26 protein-coding genes are annotated in these 20402 nt (G+C 41.9%); 21 read left to right on the top strand and 5 right to left on the bottom strand.

Going from position 1 to position 20402, the window contains the following annotated elements; translation table 11 throughout:
* Positions 1–17: 17 nt before the first annotated feature.
* The 3 genes from A5886_RS11620 to A5886_RS11610 are packed head-to-tail and all read right to left on the bottom strand — an operon-like array spanning position 18 to position 2447.
* Positions 18–1169 (bottom strand): hypothetical protein, encoded by a 1152-nt coding sequence (locus A5886_RS11620; protein WP_086275281.1) that lies wholly within the window; start codon positions 1167–1169, stop codon positions 18–20.
* Positions 1170–1185: 16 nt separating this feature from the next.
* Entirely contained in the window at positions 1186–2067 is an 882-nt protein-coding gene (locus A5886_RS11615) for an ATP-binding cassette domain-containing protein (protein ID WP_086275280.1), read from the bottom strand.
* Complete coding sequence (locus A5886_RS11610) at positions 2064–2447, bottom strand: GntR family transcriptional regulator (protein ID WP_086275279.1); 384 nt, start codon at positions 2445–2447, stop codon at positions 2064–2066. The genes A5886_RS11615 and A5886_RS11610 overlap by 4 nt, the downstream gene beginning before the upstream one ends.
* 101 nt (positions 2448–2548) lie before the next feature.
* Between A5886_RS11610 and A5886_RS11605 the strand changes: the two genes are divergently transcribed.
* The gene (locus tag A5886_RS11605; protein ID WP_086275278.1) at positions 2549–3115 is read left to right on the top strand and encodes a DNA-3-methyladenine glycosylase I; all 567 of its coding nucleotides are present in this window, start codon (positions 2549–2551) and stop codon (positions 3113–3115) included.
* A 33-nt stretch (positions 3116–3148) separates the two neighbouring features.
* Positions 3149–3670: a dihydrofolate reductase family protein gene (locus tag A5886_RS11600; protein WP_086275277.1), complete on the top strand. Its 522-nt coding sequence runs from the start codon at positions 3149–3151 to the stop codon at positions 3668–3670.
* Positions 3671–3718: 48 nt separating this feature from the next.
* Here the strand turns inward: A5886_RS11600 and A5886_RS11595 are convergent, their stop codons facing one another.
* Positions 3719–4270 (bottom strand): NADPH-dependent FMN reductase, encoded by a 552-nt coding sequence (locus A5886_RS11595; RefSeq protein ID WP_086275276.1) that lies wholly within the window; start codon positions 4268–4270, stop codon positions 3719–3721.
* Positions 4271–4525: 255 nt separating this feature from the next.
* On the opposite strand from A5886_RS11595, the gene rpsP reads away from it, so the two are divergent.
* The 18 genes from rpsP (at position 4526) to A5886_RS11505 (ending at position 18131) form a co-directional block, all read left to right on the top strand.
* The gene (gene rpsP, locus A5886_RS11590; protein ID WP_054115388.1) at positions 4526–4801 is read left to right on the top strand and encodes a 30S ribosomal protein S16; all 276 of its coding nucleotides are present in this window, start codon (positions 4526–4528) and stop codon (positions 4799–4801) included.
* Positions 4802–4812: 11 nt separating this feature from the next.
* Positions 4813–5058 (top strand): KH domain-containing protein, encoded by a 246-nt coding sequence (locus A5886_RS11585; RefSeq protein WP_086275275.1) that lies wholly within the window; start codon positions 4813–4815, stop codon positions 5056–5058.
* Positions 5059–5316: 258 nt separating this feature from the next.
* A complete protein-coding gene (locus tag A5886_RS11580) occupies positions 5317–5574 on the top strand; it encodes a hypothetical protein (RefSeq protein WP_086275274.1) in 258 nt (85 codons plus the stop codon).
* An 85-nt stretch (positions 5575–5659) separates the two neighbouring features.
* Positions 5660–6478 carry a hypothetical protein gene (locus A5886_RS11575; RefSeq protein WP_086275273.1) on the top strand — a complete coding sequence of 273 codons (819 nt, stop codon included), beginning with the start codon at positions 5660–5662 and terminating at the stop codon, positions 6476–6478.
* Between the two features lie 178 nt (positions 6479–6656).
* A complete protein-coding gene (gene rimM, locus A5886_RS11570) occupies positions 6657–7178 on the top strand; it encodes a ribosome maturation factor RimM (RefSeq protein ID WP_086275272.1) in 522 nt (173 codons plus the stop codon).
* Positions 7168–7902, top strand: a complete 735-nt coding sequence (gene trmD / locus A5886_RS11565; protein ID WP_086276048.1) for a tRNA (guanosine(37)-N1)-methyltransferase TrmD — start codon at positions 7168–7170, stop codon at positions 7900–7902. The genes rimM and trmD overlap by 11 nt, the downstream gene beginning before the upstream one ends.
* Positions 7903–8056: 154 nt before the next feature.
* Positions 8057–8404, top strand: a complete 348-nt coding sequence (gene rplS / locus A5886_RS11560; RefSeq protein WP_054115382.1) for a 50S ribosomal protein L19 — start codon at positions 8057–8059, stop codon at positions 8402–8404.
* Between the two features lie 167 nt (positions 8405–8571).
* On the top strand, positions 8572–9129 hold the full coding sequence (locus A5886_RS11555) for a sugar O-acetyltransferase (RefSeq protein ID WP_086275271.1): 558 nt from the start codon (positions 8572–8574) through the stop codon (positions 9127–9129).
* Between the two features lie 85 nt (positions 9130–9214).
* Positions 9215–9619: a VOC family protein gene (locus tag A5886_RS11550; RefSeq protein ID WP_086275270.1), complete on the top strand. Its 405-nt coding sequence runs from the start codon at positions 9215–9217 to the stop codon at positions 9617–9619.
* Between the two features lie 131 nt (positions 9620–9750).
* Positions 9751–10185: an Rrf2 family transcriptional regulator gene (locus A5886_RS11545; RefSeq protein WP_086275269.1), complete on the top strand. Its 435-nt coding sequence runs from the start codon at positions 9751–9753 to the stop codon at positions 10183–10185.
* Between the two features lie 143 nt (positions 10186–10328).
* The gene (locus A5886_RS11540) at positions 10329–10967 is read left to right on the top strand and encodes an NAD(P)-dependent oxidoreductase (RefSeq protein WP_373404591.1); all 639 of its coding nucleotides are present in this window, start codon (positions 10329–10331) and stop codon (positions 10965–10967) included.
* A 103-nt stretch (positions 10968–11070) separates the two neighbouring features.
* The gene (gene msrC / locus A5886_RS11535) at positions 11071–11532 is read left to right on the top strand and encodes a free L-methionine (R)-S-oxide reductase MsrC (RefSeq protein WP_086275267.1); all 462 of its coding nucleotides are present in this window, start codon (positions 11071–11073) and stop codon (positions 11530–11532) included.
* A 150-nt stretch (positions 11533–11682) separates the two neighbouring features.
* Complete coding sequence (locus A5886_RS11530) at positions 11683–11910, top strand: hypothetical protein (protein WP_086275266.1); 228 nt, start codon at positions 11683–11685, stop codon at positions 11908–11910.
* A gap of 170 nt (positions 11911–12080) precedes the next feature.
* The gene (locus A5886_RS11525; RefSeq protein ID WP_086275265.1) at positions 12081–12845 is read left to right on the top strand and encodes a hypothetical protein; all 765 of its coding nucleotides are present in this window, start codon (positions 12081–12083) and stop codon (positions 12843–12845) included.
* A 703-nt stretch (positions 12846–13548) separates the two neighbouring features.
* Positions 13549–15207: a peptide ABC transporter substrate-binding protein gene (locus tag A5886_RS11520; RefSeq protein WP_086275264.1), complete on the top strand. Its 1659-nt coding sequence runs from the start codon at positions 13549–13551 to the stop codon at positions 15205–15207.
* Between the two features lie 103 nt (positions 15208–15310).
* A complete protein-coding gene (locus tag A5886_RS11515; RefSeq protein WP_086275263.1) occupies positions 15311–16384 on the top strand; it encodes a dipeptide epimerase in 1074 nt (357 codons plus the stop codon).
* Between the two features lie 6 nt (positions 16385–16390).
* The gene (locus A5886_RS11510) at positions 16391–17302 is read left to right on the top strand and encodes a C40 family peptidase (protein ID WP_086275262.1); all 912 of its coding nucleotides are present in this window, start codon (positions 16391–16393) and stop codon (positions 17300–17302) included.
* A 40-nt stretch (positions 17303–17342) separates the two neighbouring features.
* Positions 17343–18131, top strand: a complete 789-nt coding sequence (locus A5886_RS11505; protein WP_086275261.1) for a serine hydrolase — start codon at positions 17343–17345, stop codon at positions 18129–18131.
* Between the two features lie 79 nt (positions 18132–18210).
* Here A5886_RS11505 and A5886_RS11500 read toward each other — a convergent pair whose 3' ends face one another.
* On the bottom strand, positions 18211–18912 hold the full coding sequence (locus tag A5886_RS11500) for a GntR family transcriptional regulator (RefSeq protein WP_086276047.1): 702 nt from the start codon (positions 18910–18912) through the stop codon (positions 18211–18213).
* A 169-nt stretch (positions 18913–19081) separates the two neighbouring features.
* Between A5886_RS11500 and A5886_RS11495 the strand changes: the two genes are divergently transcribed.
* Positions 19082–20386 carry a PTS sugar transporter subunit IIC gene (locus A5886_RS11495; RefSeq protein ID WP_086275260.1) on the top strand — a complete coding sequence of 435 codons (1305 nt, stop codon included), beginning with the start codon at positions 19082–19084 and terminating at the stop codon, positions 20384–20386.
* The last annotated feature ends 16 nt before the right edge of the window (positions 20387–20402 follow it).

Below are 20402 nucleotides of genomic sequence, written 5' to 3'. Positions count from 1 at the left end.
CTAGGAGTAACATTCAATCACGCCAGCTTGTTGCGGCGCTTGTGCCACCAATTCATGAGTTCTTTCGGATAAACCATTAGTAAGCTGATGATTATGCAAACAAACAACAGGAGAATTGCTCTAATGATCAATCCTTGATAACTCTCGTTTGAATCATCGTATAGATGTACATTATATAAATCATGAGGGAAATAGGAAATCATCAATAAATACAACCAAGTGCCTATGGACATCAACCAATACGTTGGGGCTCGAAAGGCAGGAACTGTTACATAATCACCCTCGTTGTCTAATGAGAGACGGAGAAATATTTTTTCAGATAAAATCAGCATCAATAGAATGAAGAACCCATAAAGCAAATAGATCCATATTGGGTATGAAACGCCCTCCGGCCAAGCGACCCAAAGATTAAAAGGAGTATAATAATCGGTCGCTCCATTTGAAACAAGCAAACTAAATAGCATACGGCAGCTGCTGTAAAAATAATTACCCTGAGCCGCTAAGAAAAGAATAAAGATGATGGATAATGGGGCTGCGACTAAATTACCCAACAAGATACCACAAAGCAATCCCGTGGCGAAAACCAATAGGTTAGTAACTAGTGTACTGATTCCTGACAAAAGTAGCTTGGAAAGTGGAATGAGAAAATAATGGGAATCAATCATCATTATTCTGAGTAAGAAGTTTCCAACAATTCCTACAGTCAATGCACCAATGATTGGCACAAGAACAAAAACTATCTTTTTACGAAATATTTCTTTTCGTTGGAATGGTAATGACAACAGAAAACGTGTGAAATTCGTGCGATAGTCTACAAAGAATGTAAGGAATCCAAAAACAAATAACAGGGGTAAAACAAATATCGATAATGAAAAATTAAAATCATTATAGTAATAGGTCTCTGTGTCATCGCGTGTTTTGCCAATAGTCAATACGTCTTGCCGATAGTCATCCATAGATTCGTAAGGAATTTCTTTCTCTCCGTCATAGCTTTTCACATAGTAGGAGGGATGATTGGTATAATCATAGACAAATTCATCTGAATGAAGGTAGTTGTATTGAGTATGCCAGTCTTTTTGGCTTTGCCAGCCGGCACCGAGATAGATAGCCATCAAGATGAAACAAACACCAATCAGTGCTTTACCATAACGCGCTTTAAATATAGACATCAACATAGGGTCACCTTTATCCTTTCATCAATGTTTCGCGGCTTAAGTTCGCCTCGAACAGGTCTTCTAGTGTCAACGGCAGTTCTTCACACAATAGTGGATCCAAACGGCGGATCGCTTCAGCCAATTCTTGATCATAGTGCTCAAATAATGCGACGAGCACGCGACCTTGCCGCTGGACCAACTTCGCATGTTGCTTGATCAGTGGTGGGACTTGTTTGCTGCGAAAGACCAGTTGGATCTTGCGGGCATTTTCCCGGAGGCTTTCCAAACGATAATCTGCTTCGATCGTCTTGCCTTTGATCAATAATGCTCGGTCAATGATCGTTTCCAATTCATTCAAATTGTGAGAAGCAATCAATGCCGTTCGTTGGCTTTCACCAAGATTTTCCAACAAAAGACCGACTACTTTTTTGCGTACGATCACGTCAAGACCATCGAAAGGTTCATCTAACAACAAAAAGGTTGCATTGGAAGCAATCGCCAAAATCATTTTATACAACCCTTGCATCCCTTTGGACATGCGGCGGTAAGAATGATTGAGGGGCAAACCATGAAGCTGCATCGTTTCCAAGTATAGATCTTGGTCAAAACGGGGATATGCCTGCCGATACAATTGATTGATTTTCCTTAATGAATAGGCGTTTAAAAAATTTTCTTTTTCATCAATATAAAAAATTTCTTCTTTGAATTGAGGGTGGAGATCTATGCGCTGATCTTCTATTGATATCTCACCATCATCTAACAAGTAATGTCCTGCAATCGTTCGAAACAACGTTGTTTTTCCTGAGCCATTACGGCCAATCAATCCGACAATCTCGCCACGACTTAAAGAAAAATTGACATCTTCTATGATCGGTTGCTGGTCAATGATTTTGGTCACGTGTTCAATCTTCATTGTGTTCCCCCCAGTTCTTCTTCAAAAATGGTTAACCACTCGGTGATTTCATGCATACTGAGCTGTAAATGTCTGGCTTCGATGACGAACTCTTTTAACCGTTCTTTGAGCTGCTGGATCCGTAATTCGTCTCTAGGCAAGCTGTCCGTTTCTTGAACAAAGGTGCCTTTGCCTTTGATCGTCACGAGCACTTGTTCTGTTTCCAGCACTTTATACGCTTTACTGACAGTGTTTGGATTCATCAACAGCGTTTTGGCCATCTCTCGTACGGAAGGAATTTGATCACCTGCCAATAAGATGCCGTTAACGATATCTTCTTTGATGCTTAATACCAACTGTTCATAATAAGGCTTGCTGCTGGTCTTGTTGATACTGACCATCGATACCAGCTCCTTTCGTTTATGTGTACTAGTATACGCAGTACACTAGTAGAAGTAAAGTCATTTATGGTAAAATAGCAAAAAAAGGAGCTGATTTTGTCATGACACGATGTGAATGGGCAACGAGTAATGCGGCGATGCAAGTTTACCACGATACTGTGTGGGGAAAGCCCGAATATGATGACCGCCAATTGTTTCGCAAATTGGTCTTGGATATGAATCAGGCAGGTTTAAGCTGGCAAACGATTTTAAATAAAATGGACAATTTCGATCAAGCCTATGATGCCTTTGATATTCAGACAGTTGCAGCATACAATGACGCAAGAGTTGAAGCCTTGCTGTTAGATGCAGGGATCATCCGCAATCGACGAAAGATAGAAGCGGCCATCACGAATGCCAATGCAGTACTGGCCATTCAAAAGGAATGTGGCAGCTTTTCGGCATTCCTCTGGGGATATGTCAATCATCAGCCGATCATCAACCAGTTTGAAATAGGGAAAGACGTACCGACCCATTCAGCAATTTCTGATCAATTAGCGAAAGATTTGAAAAAAAGAGGGTTCAAGTTTGTAGGTACCACCACGATCTATGCCTTTATGGAAGCGGTGGGTATGGTCAATGATCATCTGGTCAGTTGTATTTGCCGTCAAGAGGGAACGGATAAATGAGCCTCGTAATAGATAAAAGAAGGGATGAATAGCATGGGCAAAGTTGTTTTTTATGGTGCAGTGAGTATGGATGGCTATTTAGCTGATCAAGCGGATGGATTGACGTGGTTGTTTGAGACTGATACAGGATTAGAAACCACCTATGAAGCTTTCTTTGAGACGATCGATACAACGCTCATGGGGCGTAAAACGTATCAGGAAGCCAAAAAGTTGTTGTCTGGTGCGTTGCTCTATCCAGAAAAAGAGAATTATGTCTGTTCTACTTCTTTAACAGAACCATTGCCAGATGCCAACATTGTAGAAGGAGATCCAGTGACGTTCTTACAAACCCACAAAGAAAAAAACATCTGGGTTGTCGGAGGCGGGCAGCTGCTTAAACCGATTCTTGAAGCAGATCTGATCGATGAATGGTTTATCCAGATAGCGCCAGTGCTCTTAGGCAAAGGAAAACGACTGTTCCAAGAAGGCACGTATTTTTCTCGGTTACAGTTGATAGAAACCACCCAGATGGGGCAATTGTTGGAGTTGCATTACAAACGCTCAATCCAACAATAAGGCAAATGAAAAAAGGTGCAGCTCATGCTGCACCTTTTTGATTGGACTCTAGTTGAAACGATTGAAGAATTCAATGTATTTATCTGTGATTGTTTGGAAAAAGTTGACGGTATCGGCTTTGATTTCATTGTTTTCATCAATCAAGTTTGTGATGCCGCCAATGTAGGCTTCAGGTTGTTGCAAAGTTGGCATATCCAAAAAGACAAGTGATTGACGTAAATGATGGTTGGCACCAAAGCCAGCGATTGCACCAGGTGAAACACTTACGACCAATGCAGGTTTGCCGCCCCAGCTGCTAGCTCCATATGGACGTGAACCAACGTCTAATGCATTTTTCAAGACGGCTGGTACAGAACGATTGTATTCAGGTGTGAAGAAGAAGACACCATCAACCCCTTGAACGTCTTGACGGAAACTTGCCCATTCTGCCGGTACTTGACCGTCGACGTCTAAATCTTCATTGTAGAAAGGCAGTTGACCAATCTCAAGAAAAACCGCTTCGAAGCCTTCTGGCAACAAATCTGCGAATTTTTTTGCTACGATTTTGTTAAAAGACCCTTCACGCAAACTACCTACGATAAAACCAATTTTTTTTGTCATCTAAAATTCCTCCTTATATTGTTTACTCTTTGAGCTTACCAAAAGTAAGTAATAAACGCAAATAAAATGAATCGGCGTATAACGAACCTGCTCTACAATTAATGATACGCGTGATTTTGGATTCTGGCAAAAGATATCCATAGCTAGGAAAAGAGAAAAAACAAAAAAATTTTAACTGTAAAGAAAAAACTCTTTACACCACCTCGAAAACCTGTTAAACTAGCTCTTGTGATTAAATCAATGGAGGTGTAATTAATGGCAGTTAAAATTCGTTTAAAACGCATGGGTTCTAAAAAGAAACCTTTTTACCGTATTGTTGTAGCAGATTCACGTTCTCCTCGTGACGGACGTTTCATCGAAACAGTGGGTACTTACAATCCTTTACAAGACCCAGCTCTAGTAACAATCAAAGAAGACTTAGTTCTTGATTGGTTATCTAAAGGTGCACAACCTTCTGATACAGTTCGTAACATCCTTTCTAAAGAAGGCGTTATGAAAAAACACCACGAAGCAAAATACGCAAAGAAATAAGGTGACTTCGGATGAAAGATTTGCAAGAATTAGTCTTAATGATCGTTTCACCATTGGTTACCAAGCCTGATGAGATCCACCTTGAAGTGGTCGAGTCAGAAGATTTCTTAGAATATAACCTTACCGTGGCGCCTGATGATATTGGTCGAATCATCGGTAAACAAGGACGTGTCGCGAAAGCGATCCGCACAATCGTTTACAGCGTTCGCACCAACGGACCCAAGAAAGTCCGATTGAATATCATTGATGGTAAATAAGTAAGTAGTGAAAGCATCCTTTTATAAAGGATGCTTTTTTGCTGTGAATCACTATGATTGACTTGCGCAGCAAGGCATGCAAGTCCTTCTTAACGGTTTTCATTTAGAAGTGACTGTAGGCGTAACAAAGTGTAGACGAATAGATGATGAACAGCACTAGCTGACCGTAGAGGAATGAGTGAGCGTTATTTCTCATTCTCGAGATGTATGACAAAAGGGATGTTTTTTGCGATAATAGATCTGAAGGAGGTGGGGCAATTGTCACAAATCATTGCATGGATCGTGGTCTTGCTAATCGTGGTCTTCATATACAAAGTCGGCTCATTTCTATGGCGGACATTGGGTATTTTATTATTGCTCTTTCTACTATGGGTCTATCGTGTGGAAATCATGATACAACTAAACCAATGGACCCAAAATTTTCGCTGGGGTGATTTATCTACATGGGGCAATCAATTGGTTCAGTGGCTCAAAGATATGGCATCATCGATCCAACAGTGGATCAACAATCTTTGATTTAGATGAGAAAAAATGACAGACGGTGTGCGTTGTTTGTCATTTTTTTTGCGTAAGCGTATGCTTGATTCAAGGGGGAATTATTGTGAAAAAAGAAGTTGGATTATTGATGACCTTATTGACTGTTGGTGCGTTGGCAGCATGCAGCAGTGGCGATACAGACGAAACGCAGGCAAGCACATCCACTAGTGAACAAATAAGTACCCAAACCAGTGAAAGTATGACGATGAGCAATACAAGCACTGAAATGACCTCATCCACATCAGATATGGACAACGAAAACGAAGCATCATCTGGAATGGACGTAGCCAATGTCTTTGATCAATTGGCTGAAGCGTTTCCTAACCTCACTTTACCGACCAAAGTACCAGTAGGAGAAGGGAAAATCGTCAATGCGGCGACCGATGGCGATGACAGTGACTTGTCGATTCTCTACTATGGATTGGATCAGCAATTGGCTGTCAATGACAAAGCGCTGAACAATGAAACAGCTATGGCTGGCTACAAGACCAAAGTGTATGACTCCGCTGAAGATGCGGCAGCCGCAGTCAATGTCACCGCGGATGAAGGTGGTCAAGAGGTTGACTTAGGTCATGGAATCACTGGTCACAGTCAAGGGGCAGCAGGATCCACTTATCTTAGCTGGCAAGAAGGCAATTGGTCATTGACCGTTAGAGGAGTCAATCAAGAGGAACAAGATCCTACAAGCCAAGCCAAAGAAGTAGTCGAGTATCTTGAAGAGAATATGCTGCCTGTTCCAGATGTTGGCCAAATCACCATAGATATGGGCCAAGACGACTATCTGGCCACCACCGTTGTTTGGCAAGATGACGAGCGCGTGTATACAGTAGAACATCAAGAAGCCATTTCAGCATTAGAAATGGCTGTCTCGATGAATCAATAACGGCATTGCATCGATTATAATAAACCTAAGTATGTTGGACGAGCCTTTCTTCAATAATCAATTGAATAGAGGCTCGTCTATATTTATTGGCGAAAAAGCTACGACTGGCTTTGCAGGTAGAATTCGCGCATGCCCTATGCTAAAATAGGGAAGAAATCAGAAGAAATGAGGAACGAACGTGACTGAATATTTAAATGTAGGCAAAATCGTCAATACCCATGGCATTCGTGGAGAAGTCCGTGTGATCTCTCAAACCGATTTTCCAGAACAACGTTACCGCAAAGGCAAACAATTGACCTTATTCCGTGAAAATCAACCAGCTTTGGACTTAACCGTTTCAGGTCATCGCAAGCACAAAAACTTTGACTTGCTGACCTTTGAAGGCTATCCAAATATCAATGATGTTGAGCCTTTTCGCAACGGCATCCTGAAAGTATCCAAGGAAGATTTAGCACAACTTGAAGAAAATGAATTTTATTATCATGACATTATTGGCTTAACCGTCTTAGAAGGTGAGCAGGTGATCGGCAAAGTCAAAGAAATTCTGTCACCAGGCGCCAATGACGTTTGGGTCATCCAACGCAAAGGCAAAAAAGACGCTTTGATTCCGTATATCGAATCAGTGGTCAAAGAAATCGACCTTGCCAGCGGACAAGTTCAGGTAGAGATTCCAGAAGGGTTGTTAGATGATGCGGATTGATGTATTGACGTTATTTCCCCGCATGTTTGATGGTCCTCTAGGGGAATCGATCATTGGGAAAGCCCGCGAAAAAAATCTATTAGAGATCAATGTAAACAACTTCCGTGATTTTTCAGACAACAAGCATCAAACGGTAGATGATTATCCTTATGGCGGTGGGGCAGGCATGCTGCTGAAAGTCCAGCCGGTCTATGATAATCTAAAAGCGATTGAAGCAGAAACACCAAATACCAAAAAACGGATCATTTTGTTGGATCCAGCCGGCAAACCATTCAACCAAAAAATGGCCGAAGCATTTGCCGAAGAAGAACATTTGGTTTTTATTTGCGGGCATTATGAAGGCTATGATGAACGGATTCGCAGCTTGGTGACAGATGAAGTTTCATTGGGGGATTATGTGCTGACTGGCGGCGAATTAGGCGCGATGGTCATGATCGATGCTACCGTGCGTCTATTGCCAGAAGTCTTGGGCAACAATGTTTCAGCCCAAACTGATTCTCATTCAACAGGATTATTGGAACATCCCCAATATACCCGTCCGGCAGTCTTTGCTGACATGGAGGTACCAGCTGTTTTGATGAATGGCAACCATAAGTTGATTGAAGAGTGGCAGCTGAAAGAATCGTTGCGACGCACCTATTTGCGACGACCAGATATGTTAGCTGACTATCCATTGACCCCTGAAATGGAAAAGCTGTTGGCACAGATCAAAGCTGAAAAGTGATCGATTGAATGAATACATCCATGACAAGAAAATCTTCTTTACAGCAGGACAGGTTCTGTGGTAAGATATTTCAGTGAGTGTAAACTCAACTATTACGATGTTCCGCTGGAGCTTACGGCTTTATGAATGTTTGGGAATAAGGAGAATGATAAATATGAATCCATTGATTCAAGAACTAACTCAAGAACAATTACGTAGTGATATTCCAGCTTTCCGTCCTGGTGACACTGTTCGCGTACATGCGAAAGTTGTCGAAGGAACACGGGAACGTATCCAGTTATTCGAAGGTGTTGTCATCAAACGCCGCGGTGCTGGTATCAGCGAAACGTATACAGTACGTAAAGTATCAAATGGTGTCGGTGTTGAACGTACCTTCCCATTGCACACACCTCGTGTTGCACAAATCGAAGTTGTTCGTTACGGTAAAGTACGTCGTGCAAAATTGTACTACTTACGTGCATTACACGGAAAAGCAGCGCGTATCAAAGAAATTCGTCGTTAATCTTTTATTATCGAATGAAGCAAAAGCCCTTGATTTCAAGGGCTTTTTTCTTTTCCTTCACATGTAAAGGAAAAATATAGTTTTCTGAAATCAAGACGCTTAGTACATTACATGTTAAAATAATTGCGTACATCAATAACCAACAGCAAAAATGTAAGGGGTGCCAAATGAACCTAGAAGAAATCAAAGAACGTATGCACAATGGATCAATCTATTACGAAAATGCAGCGATCGGCAAAGAACAAAAGAAATACAATGAATTGCTTTACGATTTTAACCAAGTCAGACCTTCAGATGAGGAAGCAAAACAAGAGATCTTAACCCAATTATTAGGGGCACTAGGAAAAAATGTTTATATTGAAGCGCCTCTGCGGGCCAATTGGGGTGCCAATACGTATATTGGTGATCGTTTTTATGCCAATTTCAATCTGACTTTAGTCGATGATACCCGAATCGAGATTGGGGATGATGTGATGATTGGTCCAAATGTGACACTTACTGCAGGAACGCATCCGTTAGATCCCGCCTTACGCTTGAGAAAAGCCCAAAATAATCTGCCAGTTGTGATTGAAGACAATGTCTGGATCGGTGCTGGTTCAATTGTCTTACCAGGTGTGACGATCGGCAAAAATACAGTGATTGGTGCCGGAAGTCTCGTGACCAAGGATATACCTGCCAATTGTGTGGCCTTCGGTTCGCCTTGCGTTGTGACCAAACAGCTGTAATTGAGTGACTCTTTTGGTTTGAATGCGTCATAGGTGGTATAATGAAACCGCACACAATAATTTGTGGGAAATAGGGAGAGAAAAGATGGCGCAAAAAATGGTCTTTGTCAATTTAACGGTCACTGATGTCAAACGTGCAACAGCTTTTTATGAAGCGTTAGGTTTTGTAAAAAATGATGAATTTTCCAATGAGACCAGTAGTGGGATGATGTGGAGCGAGTCAATTTGGGTCATGCTCTTGTCACATGATTTTTATCGTCAATTTTTGAAGGGCAGAGACATTGCAGATACCCAAAGCAGCAGTGGCGCATTGACAGCATTTAGTTTCGATACCCCTGAAGCGGCGAAGCATTTTGCGGAAACCGCGAAAGCCAATGGCGGAGATTATTTTCAAGTAGATATGGGGATTCCAGAAGAGTTGATGGTTGGGTACGAAGTCATTGATTTGGATGGCAATCAACTGGAATCAGCGTGGACGAAAGGGTACTAAAAGCGCGTAGATGATACGCACGATTGATGACAATAGAGGAAGGGGAATGGCGTACAGACGATCAAACGCCATTCTCCTTTTGTCTAATTGATCAAAAAGAGGTATGATAACAGGATAGAAGGAGGGAGAGAATGAAATATTCAACCAAATATAGTGACGCCATTCATATCCTTGCTTATATCCATTTGTTTAAAGGATCCGATTTGTCCAGTGACCGAATTGCCCAAAGTGTTGAAACCAATCCAGCTTATGTGCGACGGATCATGAGTGACTTAAGAGTATCGGGGCTGCTCGCGAGTCAGCGTGGGAAACCGAATCCAACATTGACGAGAGAACCAAAGGATATTTCTTTGCTTGATATTTATGCCAGTGTCGAAAAAGAACATCAACTGTTGCATGTAGACAAGAAAACCAATCCAAATTGTATGATTGGCGGCAATATCCAAAACGTCCTGGAGACTACGTATGCGTCATTACAACAAAAAATAGAAGCTGAAATGGCAGCAATCTCGCTGCAATCGATCATCGAAGGGATCCAGCAATCAGCAAACAATGAAAGCGAATAGCCACGTGAATCATTATTTTTTGCCGGAAAACTTTGCCTTAATAGTCAAATCCTTGACAGTAGGCAAAGTTTCTTCTATACTTTTGTTGTAATTATTTAAGTAACAACTGATTGATCGGAAAAAGGCACGAGAGGATGAATGAAATGAGAATCGGTATTATTGGTGCAACAGGCAATGCAGGATCTGCTATTTTTAAAGAAGGACAACAACGAGGACACGACGTGGTGGCCATTGTCAGAAATGCAGCAAAAGCGAAAGAACAATTCGGTGAAAAGAGTTCAGTTATTGAAAAGGACGCTTTTTCATTGTCACACTCAGACTTGCAAGACTTTGATGTTATCGTTGACGCCTTTGCAACAAGTCCAGATCAAGCTTATTTGCATGTTGACTTGGCGGCGAAACTAGTGGCTTTTTTCCGTGAGCAAAGCACTAGACTCTTCTTCATATTAGGTGCGGGCAGCTTGTTGAACGAACAAGGAGAACGCAATATCAATGACTTGAAAAAAGCGCCTGATAGTGAAAGCTGGATTGCCATTCCAGAAAATCAATTAGATGAGTATGTATTCTTGCAAACAGTCAAAAATGTCGATTGGGTAGGTGTCTCACCAGGAAATCTCTTCCAAGAAGGTGCGGCCGTGCCAGCTATTTTGGGCAAAGATCATTTGTTGTTCAACGGACAAAACCAATCTGTCACGTCAAGCGGTACACTTGCCAAAGCCATTCTTGACGAGATCGAAACACCGCAACAGCACAATACACGTTTCACAGTGATTGATGCCTGAAAAACCACGTATCTTCTCAGTAGTCAATTTTGTTGAGAAAATTGTTTTTTTTTACAAGACAAATCACGTGGGAATGCTTATAATCAGAAGCAGAGGTGATGACATGGATAAAAAAAGCGAAATGTATGAATTAATGCTGCTTCAATTGAAGGGGCTTTTGGAAGCGGAAAGTAATTGGATCGCAAATTTAGCCAATTCTTCTGCTTTAATAAATGAAACGTTAGCAGATACTGTTTTTGCTGGCTATTATTTATATGAGGAAGGGGAACTGATTTTGGGTCCATTCCAAGGCCGGGTATCTTGTACACGCATCAAACTAGGCAAAGGGGTCTGTGGTGAATCTGCTGAAAAGAATCAAACACTGATCGTAGCGAATGTCAAAGAACATGAAAATTACATTTCTTGTGATTCTGCTGCCATGTCGGAAATCGTTGTACCGATGACAACGGATGGACAATTGATTGGGGTATTAGATTTGGACAGCAGCAAAGTTGGCAGTTATGATGCCATCGATCAAACATATCTTGAAGCCTTTGTTCAATTATTGTTGGAAAGTAAGAAGTAAAGATTATCATGTTTCTAGAAGCGCTATCCATTGTTGGAAGTGCTTTTTTTGTACTTATCTTTCATTTTCAAGGCATATCTCTTTGTTAAATTAGATTTCAATGATATTATGATAATGTAATTAGAAAAATGAAATTTTAAGGAGAGAATCATGAACGTAGAAACAGTTGTTTTAGGCAAAGCTTATGAATGTAAACCAGTCGGCATCCAACGCCGCATTATTGGAGAAGTAGTCAGTAAAATGGAAAAGTGTGTAGTACTGAACGTGATCCGTTATGACGGAGTAGATCATGAAGACATTGAAGAACGATGTGGACGTGTTGTAGCCAAATACGATGAAATCTACGGGCCTGCATTGGTTGATTGCTTCTTTAGTTGATTGAAGATAGGCATTGTGTAAACAGGAACCAATGTCTATGCAGATGAACAGAATCGGCAAGAACGAAAAGATGATCGGTGATCGATCATCTTTTTTTTTGAAACAATCTTTGCATAGCGTCTCTTTCAGAAATGGTATAATGCGCATGAATGATAAGGAGGGCACCAAAGATGAAGATAAAAGAAGCAGTGTATGACCAGCAACAATTATCGTTGGTATTACCAGATGAAGCGGGGCGATTGGCAATCATGGATGAGCCAACATCGATTCCAAAGAACAGCGTCATTCTTGTGATAGTGAGCAATCAAATCGTAGATGTCTTGGATGACCGTCAATTTGAAGCTGCAAAAGCAGCCACACGTGTGATTATCTTGACACCGAATTGGGATATGATGGCGGGTTATTTGGTTGAATATTACCGACAAAAATATCAACGCTCAGCAAATAAAGACCAAGTGATTCCTAGCGAACAGGTGAAGAATATTGCATCTTGTGCAGGTGCATTTGACCAATTGTTGGACTGGCTAGGTTACAGTCCCCGTAAGGAAGTGGAGGCTGTGAAAAAAGCGTCGAAACCAGGCAAGCCGCAACACAAATGGTCGAAAACGTTGGCGGAGCGTCCATTCTATGTGGACTATCAAGGAAGCAAAGCAACTGTCTATTGGCAAAAAAGGAATCAAGTACGGATCGAAAAAGGTGCAATATTGAGCCAAGAGCTTCCTTTGAACAAAGATGGATCCATTGGTTTTTCTGCTCGATTGGCCGAAAAAATTCGGCAAGACAACCAAACAGCAATCACCGGCAATCAAACAACGGAAGATGTTATCTTGAAAAGCGTCAATGAGATGGGGATGTTTCTCTATTATGGTAACACTAACGGCTGGTTGGTGCTGAAAGATGATGAGGACAAAACATTGAATGAATGGACTGTGTAGTCCTCATTTGGTTGATTCTATGATTAAGGAGAATTCTTGGCTAGTTTTAGATAACACGATGCGTGATTTTTCTCCTTCTTTTTGTGCGGGAAGGGTTTCGCGATGTTTTTGCAACTGTACCAGCCAATTTGATCATAGTAGGGAAATCTTTTTTCTTTGCCATTTAGATACTAGCTGGTAAGTCACGCTACGATAGCCTCATTTAAATGAGAGACGAATTGCTGCGAAACGGAAGTTTTTTCTTGAAGAATAAAAAAAAGTACGTATAATAGTTATACGTACCAACAATGCCGAAGAGTACTTGAGAAAATGGATACTTGGGGAAGTCTTTCGTTTTCTCGTGCATGGTACTCTTCGTTCGTTCAGTGTAACACTCTCATTTCGAAATAGATACGTTTTTCTTCATTTATTTGAAGATTTATTTTTTTGTCAGTATTTTCTTCATCTATTATTTTTTCGGCAGATTATTAAGCCTTTTTTTCGGTGTTTGCTATTGAAACAAATAATTTATCTCGTCAATCGTTAGCGATCTTTCATAGGAAAAGGTCGCTTTTTTTTGTGGGCTTCTTCTCTGTTCACATGCCCATGTAACCACTCTCTTTTTTGAGTCGATGGTATTGACAGTTCTTCAAATAAAGGGGTACACTTTTCCTAACATGCAGAATTGTTTGAATTATCTGAATGTTAGAAGGGGATGAAACAGATGGGGAAAAGAGCGAAAGGTACGATGTTGATAGTAACGAGCAGTCTTTTTTTAGCTGCTTGTCAGAGTAGTGCAAATGATCAAGACCAAGGAACATCAAGTGAAACAAGTGCCAAACAGGAGATCACGGTGCAATTCTCCGCAGAAATGGGTAGTGCAGATATTTCTTTGGCGACAGATTCTTATAGTTTTATTACTTTGAACAATGCATACGAAGGGCTTTATCGCTTAGATGAAAACAATGACCCTGTGATTGCTGGCGCCAGTGAAGATGCGACGGTCAGTGATGATGGGTTGACATATACAGTCAATTTGCGAGAAGATGCCAAATGGTCGAATGGTGATCCGGTGACAGCTGCAGACTATGTCTATAGTTGGCAGCGCACAGTCGATCCTGCTACGGGATCCAATTATGCCTATATGCTTGAACCAGTCAAAAATGCTGCTGCCATATCGGATGGTTCGGTAGATAAAAGTGAATTGGGTATAGCAACAGACGGTGATTACACAGTGACGATTACTTTAGAAAAACCGACACCTTATTTTCTTTCTTTGTTGGCTTTTCCGACCTTCTTCCCGCAAAATGAAGCAGCCGTTACGTCTTTTGGGGATCAATACGCGTTGACGAGTGAAGATGCTGTATACAATGGACCATTTGCTTTAACTGATTATGATGGACCTGGCACTGACATCGCATGGTCGCTAACCAAAAATGAAGACTATTGGGATGCGGATAATGTCCAGTTAACGAAAATCAATTTTGATGTGGTCAAAGATTCTTCAACAGCCTTTAATTTATATGAGAGTGGGCAAGCGGATGATATTACGTTGAGTGGTGAATTGGCGATGCAAAATGTCAATCATGATGATTACACCATACAGCCAAGTGCGACCACTCAATACTTAGAAATGAATCAAGCCAGCGAGGATTCTCCTTTTAGAAATGAAAACTTGCGGCAAGCCATTTCTTATAGTATCAATCGCCAGCAACTTGTAGAAAATATTTTGGGCAACGGATCAATTGCGGCTGTGGGCTTTGTGCCTTCTGATCTGGCCTACAATCCAGATACAAAAGCGGATTTCATTGAGGATGCCCAAACAACACTGGCATTTGATGAAGCGCAAGCCAAAGACTATTGGGAAAAGGCCAAGTCTGAATTAGGGATTGATCAACTGTCCTTTGAATTGCTGACGTCAGATACGGACCAATCCAAAAAGTTAGCAGAATATATTCAAGGTACGCTGCAGCAGACTTTGGAGGGCTTGACTGTTGAAGTCACCAATGTGCCGTTTTCGGTTCGCTTGGATCGTTCTAATAACGGCGATTTCGAGATGGTGATGAACAATTGGATTGGGGATTATGCAGACCCAATCAACTTCTTAGAGTTGTTCAAAAAAGACAGTTCATATAACCGTGGCAAATGGTTGAACGATGCATATGATACATTGATTGAGCAAGCATCAACTGAACATGCCAATGATCCAGCAGCCCGCTGGGAAGATATGGTGGATGCTGAGAAAATACTCAATGAAGATTTAGGTGTGATCCCATTGTTCCAAAGTGCCGAAGCACATTTACGTTCGCCAAATATACAAGGTTTGGTGATCCATAGTGTTGGTGCAGCGTATGACTATAAACAAGTGACCGTGACAGAATAAGAAGAACCAAACAGAGGGCTTTACTCATTCAGAGGGCATGGTTTCTTTGGCTGAGTAGTGTCCCTTTTATGCTATAGCAGTTGCGTTTAGTAAGGAGAAGAACATGATTATTGACAAGATTGAGATTCAAAAAATACCCATCAAATTAAATGCGCCTTTCAAGACGGCATTGAGGGAAGTGCAAGTATTAGATGTCATTCGTGTGGCAATCACCTTTACCAACGGAATCATTGGCATTGGAGAAGCCGCACCCACCAAGGTGATCACCGGTGATACAGAAGAAAGGATTATCTCAGATATAACGACGCGATTTGCCCCTTTTTTGATGGGACAAACAGTGGATACTTCGTGTACGCTTTTAGATGAAATGGACCAGTTGGTCGAGGGACACAGCAGTGCCAAAGCTGCGATCGATATTGCACTGCATGATGCCTTAGCCAAAGCCGCCAACTTGCCTTTGTACCGCTTCTTAGGCGGTACAAGTCAATCACTTGAAACAGATTTTACCATCAGCATTGGTACACCAGAAAAAATGTGCCATGATGCACAGGAAAAAGTACACAGCGGCTTCAAATCATTGAAAATCAAATTAGGCTTGGGAACGATTGACGAAGAAGTAGCCAAAATCAGACGAATCAATCAGCATCTGCAAGGACAGATTCCTTTTCGAATCGATGCCAATCAAGGATGGACCAAAGAGGAAGCTGTCCAAATATTGCATGAATGGCAAGATATTCCGATTGACTTTGTGGAACAGCCGGTAAATGCTGCTGATTTTGCCGGACTGAAATATGTGACTGAACATACCACTGTGCCGATCATGGCGGATGAAAGTGTTTTTTCCTATCAAGATGCCAAACGATTGATTGAAGAAAAATGCTGTGATGCGATCAATATCAAGTTGATGAAGTCCGGTGGTATTCGTGAAGGACGGAAAATATTTGCATTGGCACAGGCGCATCACATACCAGTTATGGTGGGATCAATGATTGAAGGGTATGGTGGAATGGCAGCAGCGGCTCACTTTGCTTTAGGAATGGCGAAGGTACGTTACATCGACTTGGATGTCCCTTTTATGTGGGATACAACGAACATTTCTGCAACACAACAAGGCGTGATTGTAAAACCTGGCGAATTGATTGTGACCGATGCACTTGGGATTGGGATAGGAGAGTAGAAATAGATGAAAAAAATTATTCAAGCAAGTTCAACTTTTTTGTGGAAGACTCCAGAGAACAATGCAGTATTAGAAAGAATCACTCGTTATCCAACCCATCAGCTGCACACATTCTTAACGAATGCCGATACGATGCGGTTGTATCAAGACAATCTCGTTGACTCAGAGGTCTTATATGGAACCGTCGTAGAAGTGATTGACCAGAGCAATGGCTGGTCACAGGTGATCGTTTTGGATCAAGCAAGCAATAAGCATCCATTAGGGTATCCCGGTTATGTACCTAGTGATACATTGGCGAATGAATCATTCGCTGCGTATGATGGGACACGACGAGTAGGCATCATTGCCAAAGAGGGTGTATTGCATCTGGATGAGGGACGGGTGCAACGGATATTGTCCTTTGGTACGATTTTGCCCGTCGTCGATGAAACATCTGATCGTTATTTAGTGGCTACACCCCATGGGGTAGGTACAATCAATAAACATTTCGCCGCACCCATCGCAGCGGAAGCAAGCGAGGAGAGACCGCAACGAATGATCGCGTTAGCCGAACAGTTTGTTAACCAACCATATGTGTGGGCGGGAATCAGCGGCAGCGGGTTTGATTGTTCAGGATTGATGTACACGTTGCATCGCTTGCAAGGAATCAATATTCCAAGAGATACCATTGAGCAGGCACAACAGGCCCCAGCGGTGTCTTATCAAGAAGCATTGCCGGGGGATTTGCTTTTGTTTGCCTATGAAGAAGGTCAAGGAGAAGTGCATCATGTGGGCATGTATCTAGGAAACGATCAAATGATCCATTCACGAACCCCAGGCTCTCGGGTGATGAAAACCACGATCAGCGGTTCGCCATATGAACCGGAGTTGGCTGTGGTCGCCCGTTATTGGAGAGAATCAGCAACCCATGATCGTTGAACATGGCGACATGTGGCTAGAGTCTAGAAGGAGGCGTTCAATGGCTGAAAATCAGCAGTTCAATCAGGCGATGGATCAGTTGATCGCAGAGTATCAGCCAGCTTTAGAAATGGGCCTTTGGATCGGCACACAAAGTGACTGTCTGTATCGTTATCAAAGCCATCAATACTTTCCCGCGGCGAGTATCATCAAATTGGCTGTCTATCGCTATTATTTGCAGCAGATTCAAGAGGCGCGACTTTTCCTTGATGAAAGCTGTGTAATCCCTCCAGCACAGCTTGTCGGCGGTGCGGGTATTTTGTCTAGTTTACCAGAAAGAGATCATTGGCAGATCAAGGAATTGCTGTTTTTGATGATCGCATTATCCGATAATACGGCGACTAATGTTTTGATTGATCGTGTTGGGTTGTCAGAGATACAAGCTTCTCTAACAGATCCGGCTATTCGTCTTGAACGCTATATGATGAAACCTGAAAAGAACAAGGAGAATCAGATTACTGCCGCTGCCAGTGCCAGCTTGCTGATGGCGTGCTTAGCCCTTGAGTCCCGCTTGCAGATCACGCCCTCTTTTTTTGCAAAACAACAGTATCAGGAAGGTTTGCCAGGGTTATTGGCGGAAGCTGATCTGCCCGAATTTCAAATGTATAATAAAACAGGTCGTTTGCATCTGATTGAGCACGATGTGGCTTGTTTCAAAAATAATCAACAGAGCATCTATTTAGCCGCGCTGTCCTATGATCAAGAAGAAACTGGACAAGGTATTATTTGGTTAAGAAGGATTGGCCAGCTTGTTTATCAGCATTTTTTTCAAGATAGCCGGTCTATTTGATAGGCATGGACGGCAAAACAAGACACTGACACAGCTGCTCTTTCCTAGTGAAGGAGCGCTGGGGTCAGTGTCTTGTTTTTTAGGTGTTGATCACAATAAAATCACCCATATCATAGCGATGGCGGGATTGCGAGTATTCAAAAGGGGTGCCATTGCCAAGAAAAACGGTCTGTTCTACTTCAAGAATCGGATCAGTCGGTGCACAAGCCAAATATTGTTGGTCATAAGTGTCTGAGTGATCGGCTTTGATTCTGCGAATGGAGGTACCAATCGTTTGATACAACTGATTGGTGATGTAGCCATAAACAGAAGAGGACAAAACTGATGTGGTGATACCAGGAATAATGTGTACGGGCATGATGGTATATTCCAGTACAACAGGGATATCATCGAAAAGCCTTAGGCGGACGATATCATATACTTGTTGCTTTGCAGTGATTTTTAACTTTTCTTGTTCAATCTCATCTGGATAAATCGTCGCAAAGGAGATGATTTTACTCGTGATTTTACCAGTTTCGCCAAGGCGCTTGGTTAATCCGCGGTTGATTTTTGCATTATAATCGAACGTCGAATAACTGTCGCTGATAAATGTACCGATGCCTTTTTTGGCGTAAATGATGCCTTCCATTTGCAACATTGTCAATGCTTTTTGGATGGTGACACGACTTGTTTGATAGTGATCAGCAAGTTCGCTTTGTTTTGGTAGTTTATGCGCTCTCTGGTAAAATCCATGATTGATTTTGCTACGCAGATCGGCAGCAATGTCTTGGTAGTTTGCCAATGTATTCACCTCAATCTCATCTTAGATGATAATGGCGCATATGTAAACGTTGAGATTTACATACCCCTTACAGATAGCCCAGAGGCTGTTTACATTCCTTGTTATATGGATTACATTTGTCATGTAATCGTTTACGAAAAAATCAGGATATTTTTTTAGGAGGGGTATTATGCAAGGCGGGTTAGATAAATTAGCGAATGTACTAGGGAAGTTTGCGACAAAAATCAATAGTTTACGATATATCATGGTCATCAAAAATGCATTTGCTGCGTTGATTCCAGTGATCATCACTGGGGCGTTCGGGACATTGTTCTCAGCAATGGTGTTTGATTCTGAAAATGGATTGGCCCAAATTGACGCATTGCGTTTTTTGGAAAATTTGAAACCGATTTCTTCTGCGGTCAGCTATGTCACACTGAGTTTCTTGACGATTTATGCGGTTTTTCTCATCGGGATCGAGTTGGCGAAACTGAATAAGATTTCTGGTGTCTTTCCAGGAATCATAGCGGTGATGTCTTATCTTTCTGTGAACCCAATGATTTACGAGTTTGTCCATGAAGATGCGACGGTCATTGCCGAAAACGTGCTTGCCAAACAGTATACAGATACGAAGGGCTTATTCTTGGGGATGTTCGTCGCGATTCTTTCGATTGAATTGTATGCGTGGTTAGGCCGTCAAAAAAGATTGCAGATCAAAATGCCGGACAGTGTACCAGGCAATGTTTCAGCAAGTTTCTCTGCATTATTTCCAACGATTTTCACTGTAACGATCATCGCAACTGCGGGATTTGCTATCAAATCGTTGACAGGCATGTATGCTTACGACATTATCTACAACGTGGTGCAACGGCCATTAGAAGGCGTTGTCCAAGGTTTACCGGGTATCTTGCTATTGATGTTCATTGCGCAAGTTTTCTGGGTGATCGGTATCCATGGCAATCAAATGGTCAAACCAATTAGAGAACCTTTGTTGCTTGCAGCAATCGCTGTCAATACTGAAGCCTTTGAAGCAGGCAAAGAAGTGCCTAATATCATTACGATGCCATTTTGGGATATGTATATGAGCATGGGGGGATCGGGTGTAACGATTGGGTTGCTGGTTGCGATTTTGATGGTCAGCAAACGAGAAGATATGCGGCAGATCACTAAGCTTTCATTGGCACCAGGGATCTTTAATATCAATGAACCGGTGATTTTTGGGATGCCAATCATGCTGAATCCTATTTTAGCGATTCCGTTTATCTTGACCCCGTTGGTTACAGGAACGATTGGTTATGTGGCAACATCTTTAGGTTTTGCTGCAAAAGCTGTCGTGATGGTACCATGGCCAATGCCGCCAATCGTCAATGCCTACTTGGCAACGGCTGGAGATATTGGCGCTGTTATCACACAAATCATTTGTATTGTTGTTGCGATTTTGATTTATTTACCATTTGTGATGGTCTCAAATCGAACAGTGAATGAAGTGGCATAGAAGGAGTTTTGAAAAA

It is taken from the genome of Candidatus Enterococcus testudinis (assembly GCF_002140915.1).
Taxonomy (GTDB): domain Bacteria; phylum Bacillota; class Bacilli; order Lactobacillales; family Enterococcaceae; genus Enterococcus_D; species Enterococcus_D testudinis.
The sequence above is the reverse complement of the archived record's forward strand: the minus strand, read 5'-3'. Positions and strand labels throughout refer to the sequence as shown.

Excerpts from the sequence above, each read along its gene's own strand:
- A5886_RS11620 (WP_086275281.1), bottom strand. The coding sequence starts at position 1,169 with ATGTCTATATTTAAAGCGCGTTATGGTAAAGCACTGATTGGTGTTTGT.
- A5886_RS11615 (WP_086275280.1), bottom strand. The coding sequence starts at position 2,067 with ATGAAGATTGAACACGTGACCAAAATCATTGACCAGCAACCGATCATA.
- A5886_RS11610 (WP_086275279.1), bottom strand. The coding sequence starts at position 2,447 with ATGGTCAGTATCAACAAGACCAGCAGCAAGCCTTATTATGAACAGTTG.
- A5886_RS11605 (WP_086275278.1), top strand. The coding sequence starts at position 2,549 with ATGACACGATGTGAATGGGCAACGAGTAATGCGGCGATGCAAGTTTAC.
- A5886_RS11600 (WP_086275277.1), top strand. The coding sequence starts at position 3,149 with ATGGGCAAAGTTGTTTTTTATGGTGCAGTGAGTATGGATGGCTATTTA.
- A5886_RS11595 (WP_086275276.1), bottom strand. The coding sequence starts at position 4,270 with ATGACAAAAAAAATTGGTTTTATCGTAGGTAGTTTGCGTGAAGGGTCT.
- rpsP (WP_054115388.1), top strand. The coding sequence starts at position 4,526 with ATGGCAGTTAAAATTCGTTTAAAACGCATGGGTTCTAAAAAGAAACCT.
- A5886_RS11585 (WP_086275275.1), top strand. The coding sequence starts at position 4,813 with ATGAAAGATTTGCAAGAATTAGTCTTAATGATCGTTTCACCATTGGTT.
- trmD (WP_086276048.1), top strand. The coding sequence starts at position 7,168 with ATGCGGATTGATGTATTGACGTTATTTCCCCGCATGTTTGATGGTCCT.
- rplS (WP_054115382.1), top strand. The coding sequence starts at position 8,057 with ATGAATCCATTGATTCAAGAACTAACTCAAGAACAATTACGTAGTGAT.
- A5886_RS11555 (WP_086275271.1), top strand. The coding sequence starts at position 8,572 with ATGAACCTAGAAGAAATCAAAGAACGTATGCACAATGGATCAATCTAT.
- A5886_RS11550 (WP_086275270.1), top strand. The coding sequence starts at position 9,215 with ATGGCGCAAAAAATGGTCTTTGTCAATTTAACGGTCACTGATGTCAAA.
- A5886_RS11545 (WP_086275269.1), top strand. The coding sequence starts at position 9,751 with ATGAAATATTCAACCAAATATAGTGACGCCATTCATATCCTTGCTTAT.
- A5886_RS11540 (WP_373404591.1), top strand. The coding sequence starts at position 10,329 with ATGAGAATCGGTATTATTGGTGCAACAGGCAATGCAGGATCTGCTATT.
- msrC (WP_086275267.1), top strand. The coding sequence starts at position 11,071 with ATGGATAAAAAAAGCGAAATGTATGAATTAATGCTGCTTCAATTGAAG.
- A5886_RS11530 (WP_086275266.1), top strand. The coding sequence starts at position 11,683 with ATGAACGTAGAAACAGTTGTTTTAGGCAAAGCTTATGAATGTAAACCA.
- A5886_RS11525 (WP_086275265.1), top strand. The coding sequence starts at position 12,081 with ATGAAGATAAAAGAAGCAGTGTATGACCAGCAACAATTATCGTTGGTA.
- A5886_RS11520 (WP_086275264.1), top strand. The coding sequence starts at position 13,549 with ATGGGGAAAAGAGCGAAAGGTACGATGTTGATAGTAACGAGCAGTCTT.
- A5886_RS11515 (WP_086275263.1), top strand. The coding sequence starts at position 15,311 with ATGATTATTGACAAGATTGAGATTCAAAAAATACCCATCAAATTAAAT.
- A5886_RS11510 (WP_086275262.1), top strand. The coding sequence starts at position 16,391 with ATGAAAAAAATTATTCAAGCAAGTTCAACTTTTTTGTGGAAGACTCCA.
- A5886_RS11505 (WP_086275261.1), top strand. The coding sequence starts at position 17,343 with ATGGCTGAAAATCAGCAGTTCAATCAGGCGATGGATCAGTTGATCGCA.
- A5886_RS11495 (WP_086275260.1), top strand. The coding sequence starts at position 19,082 with ATGCAAGGCGGGTTAGATAAATTAGCGAATGTACTAGGGAAGTTTGCG.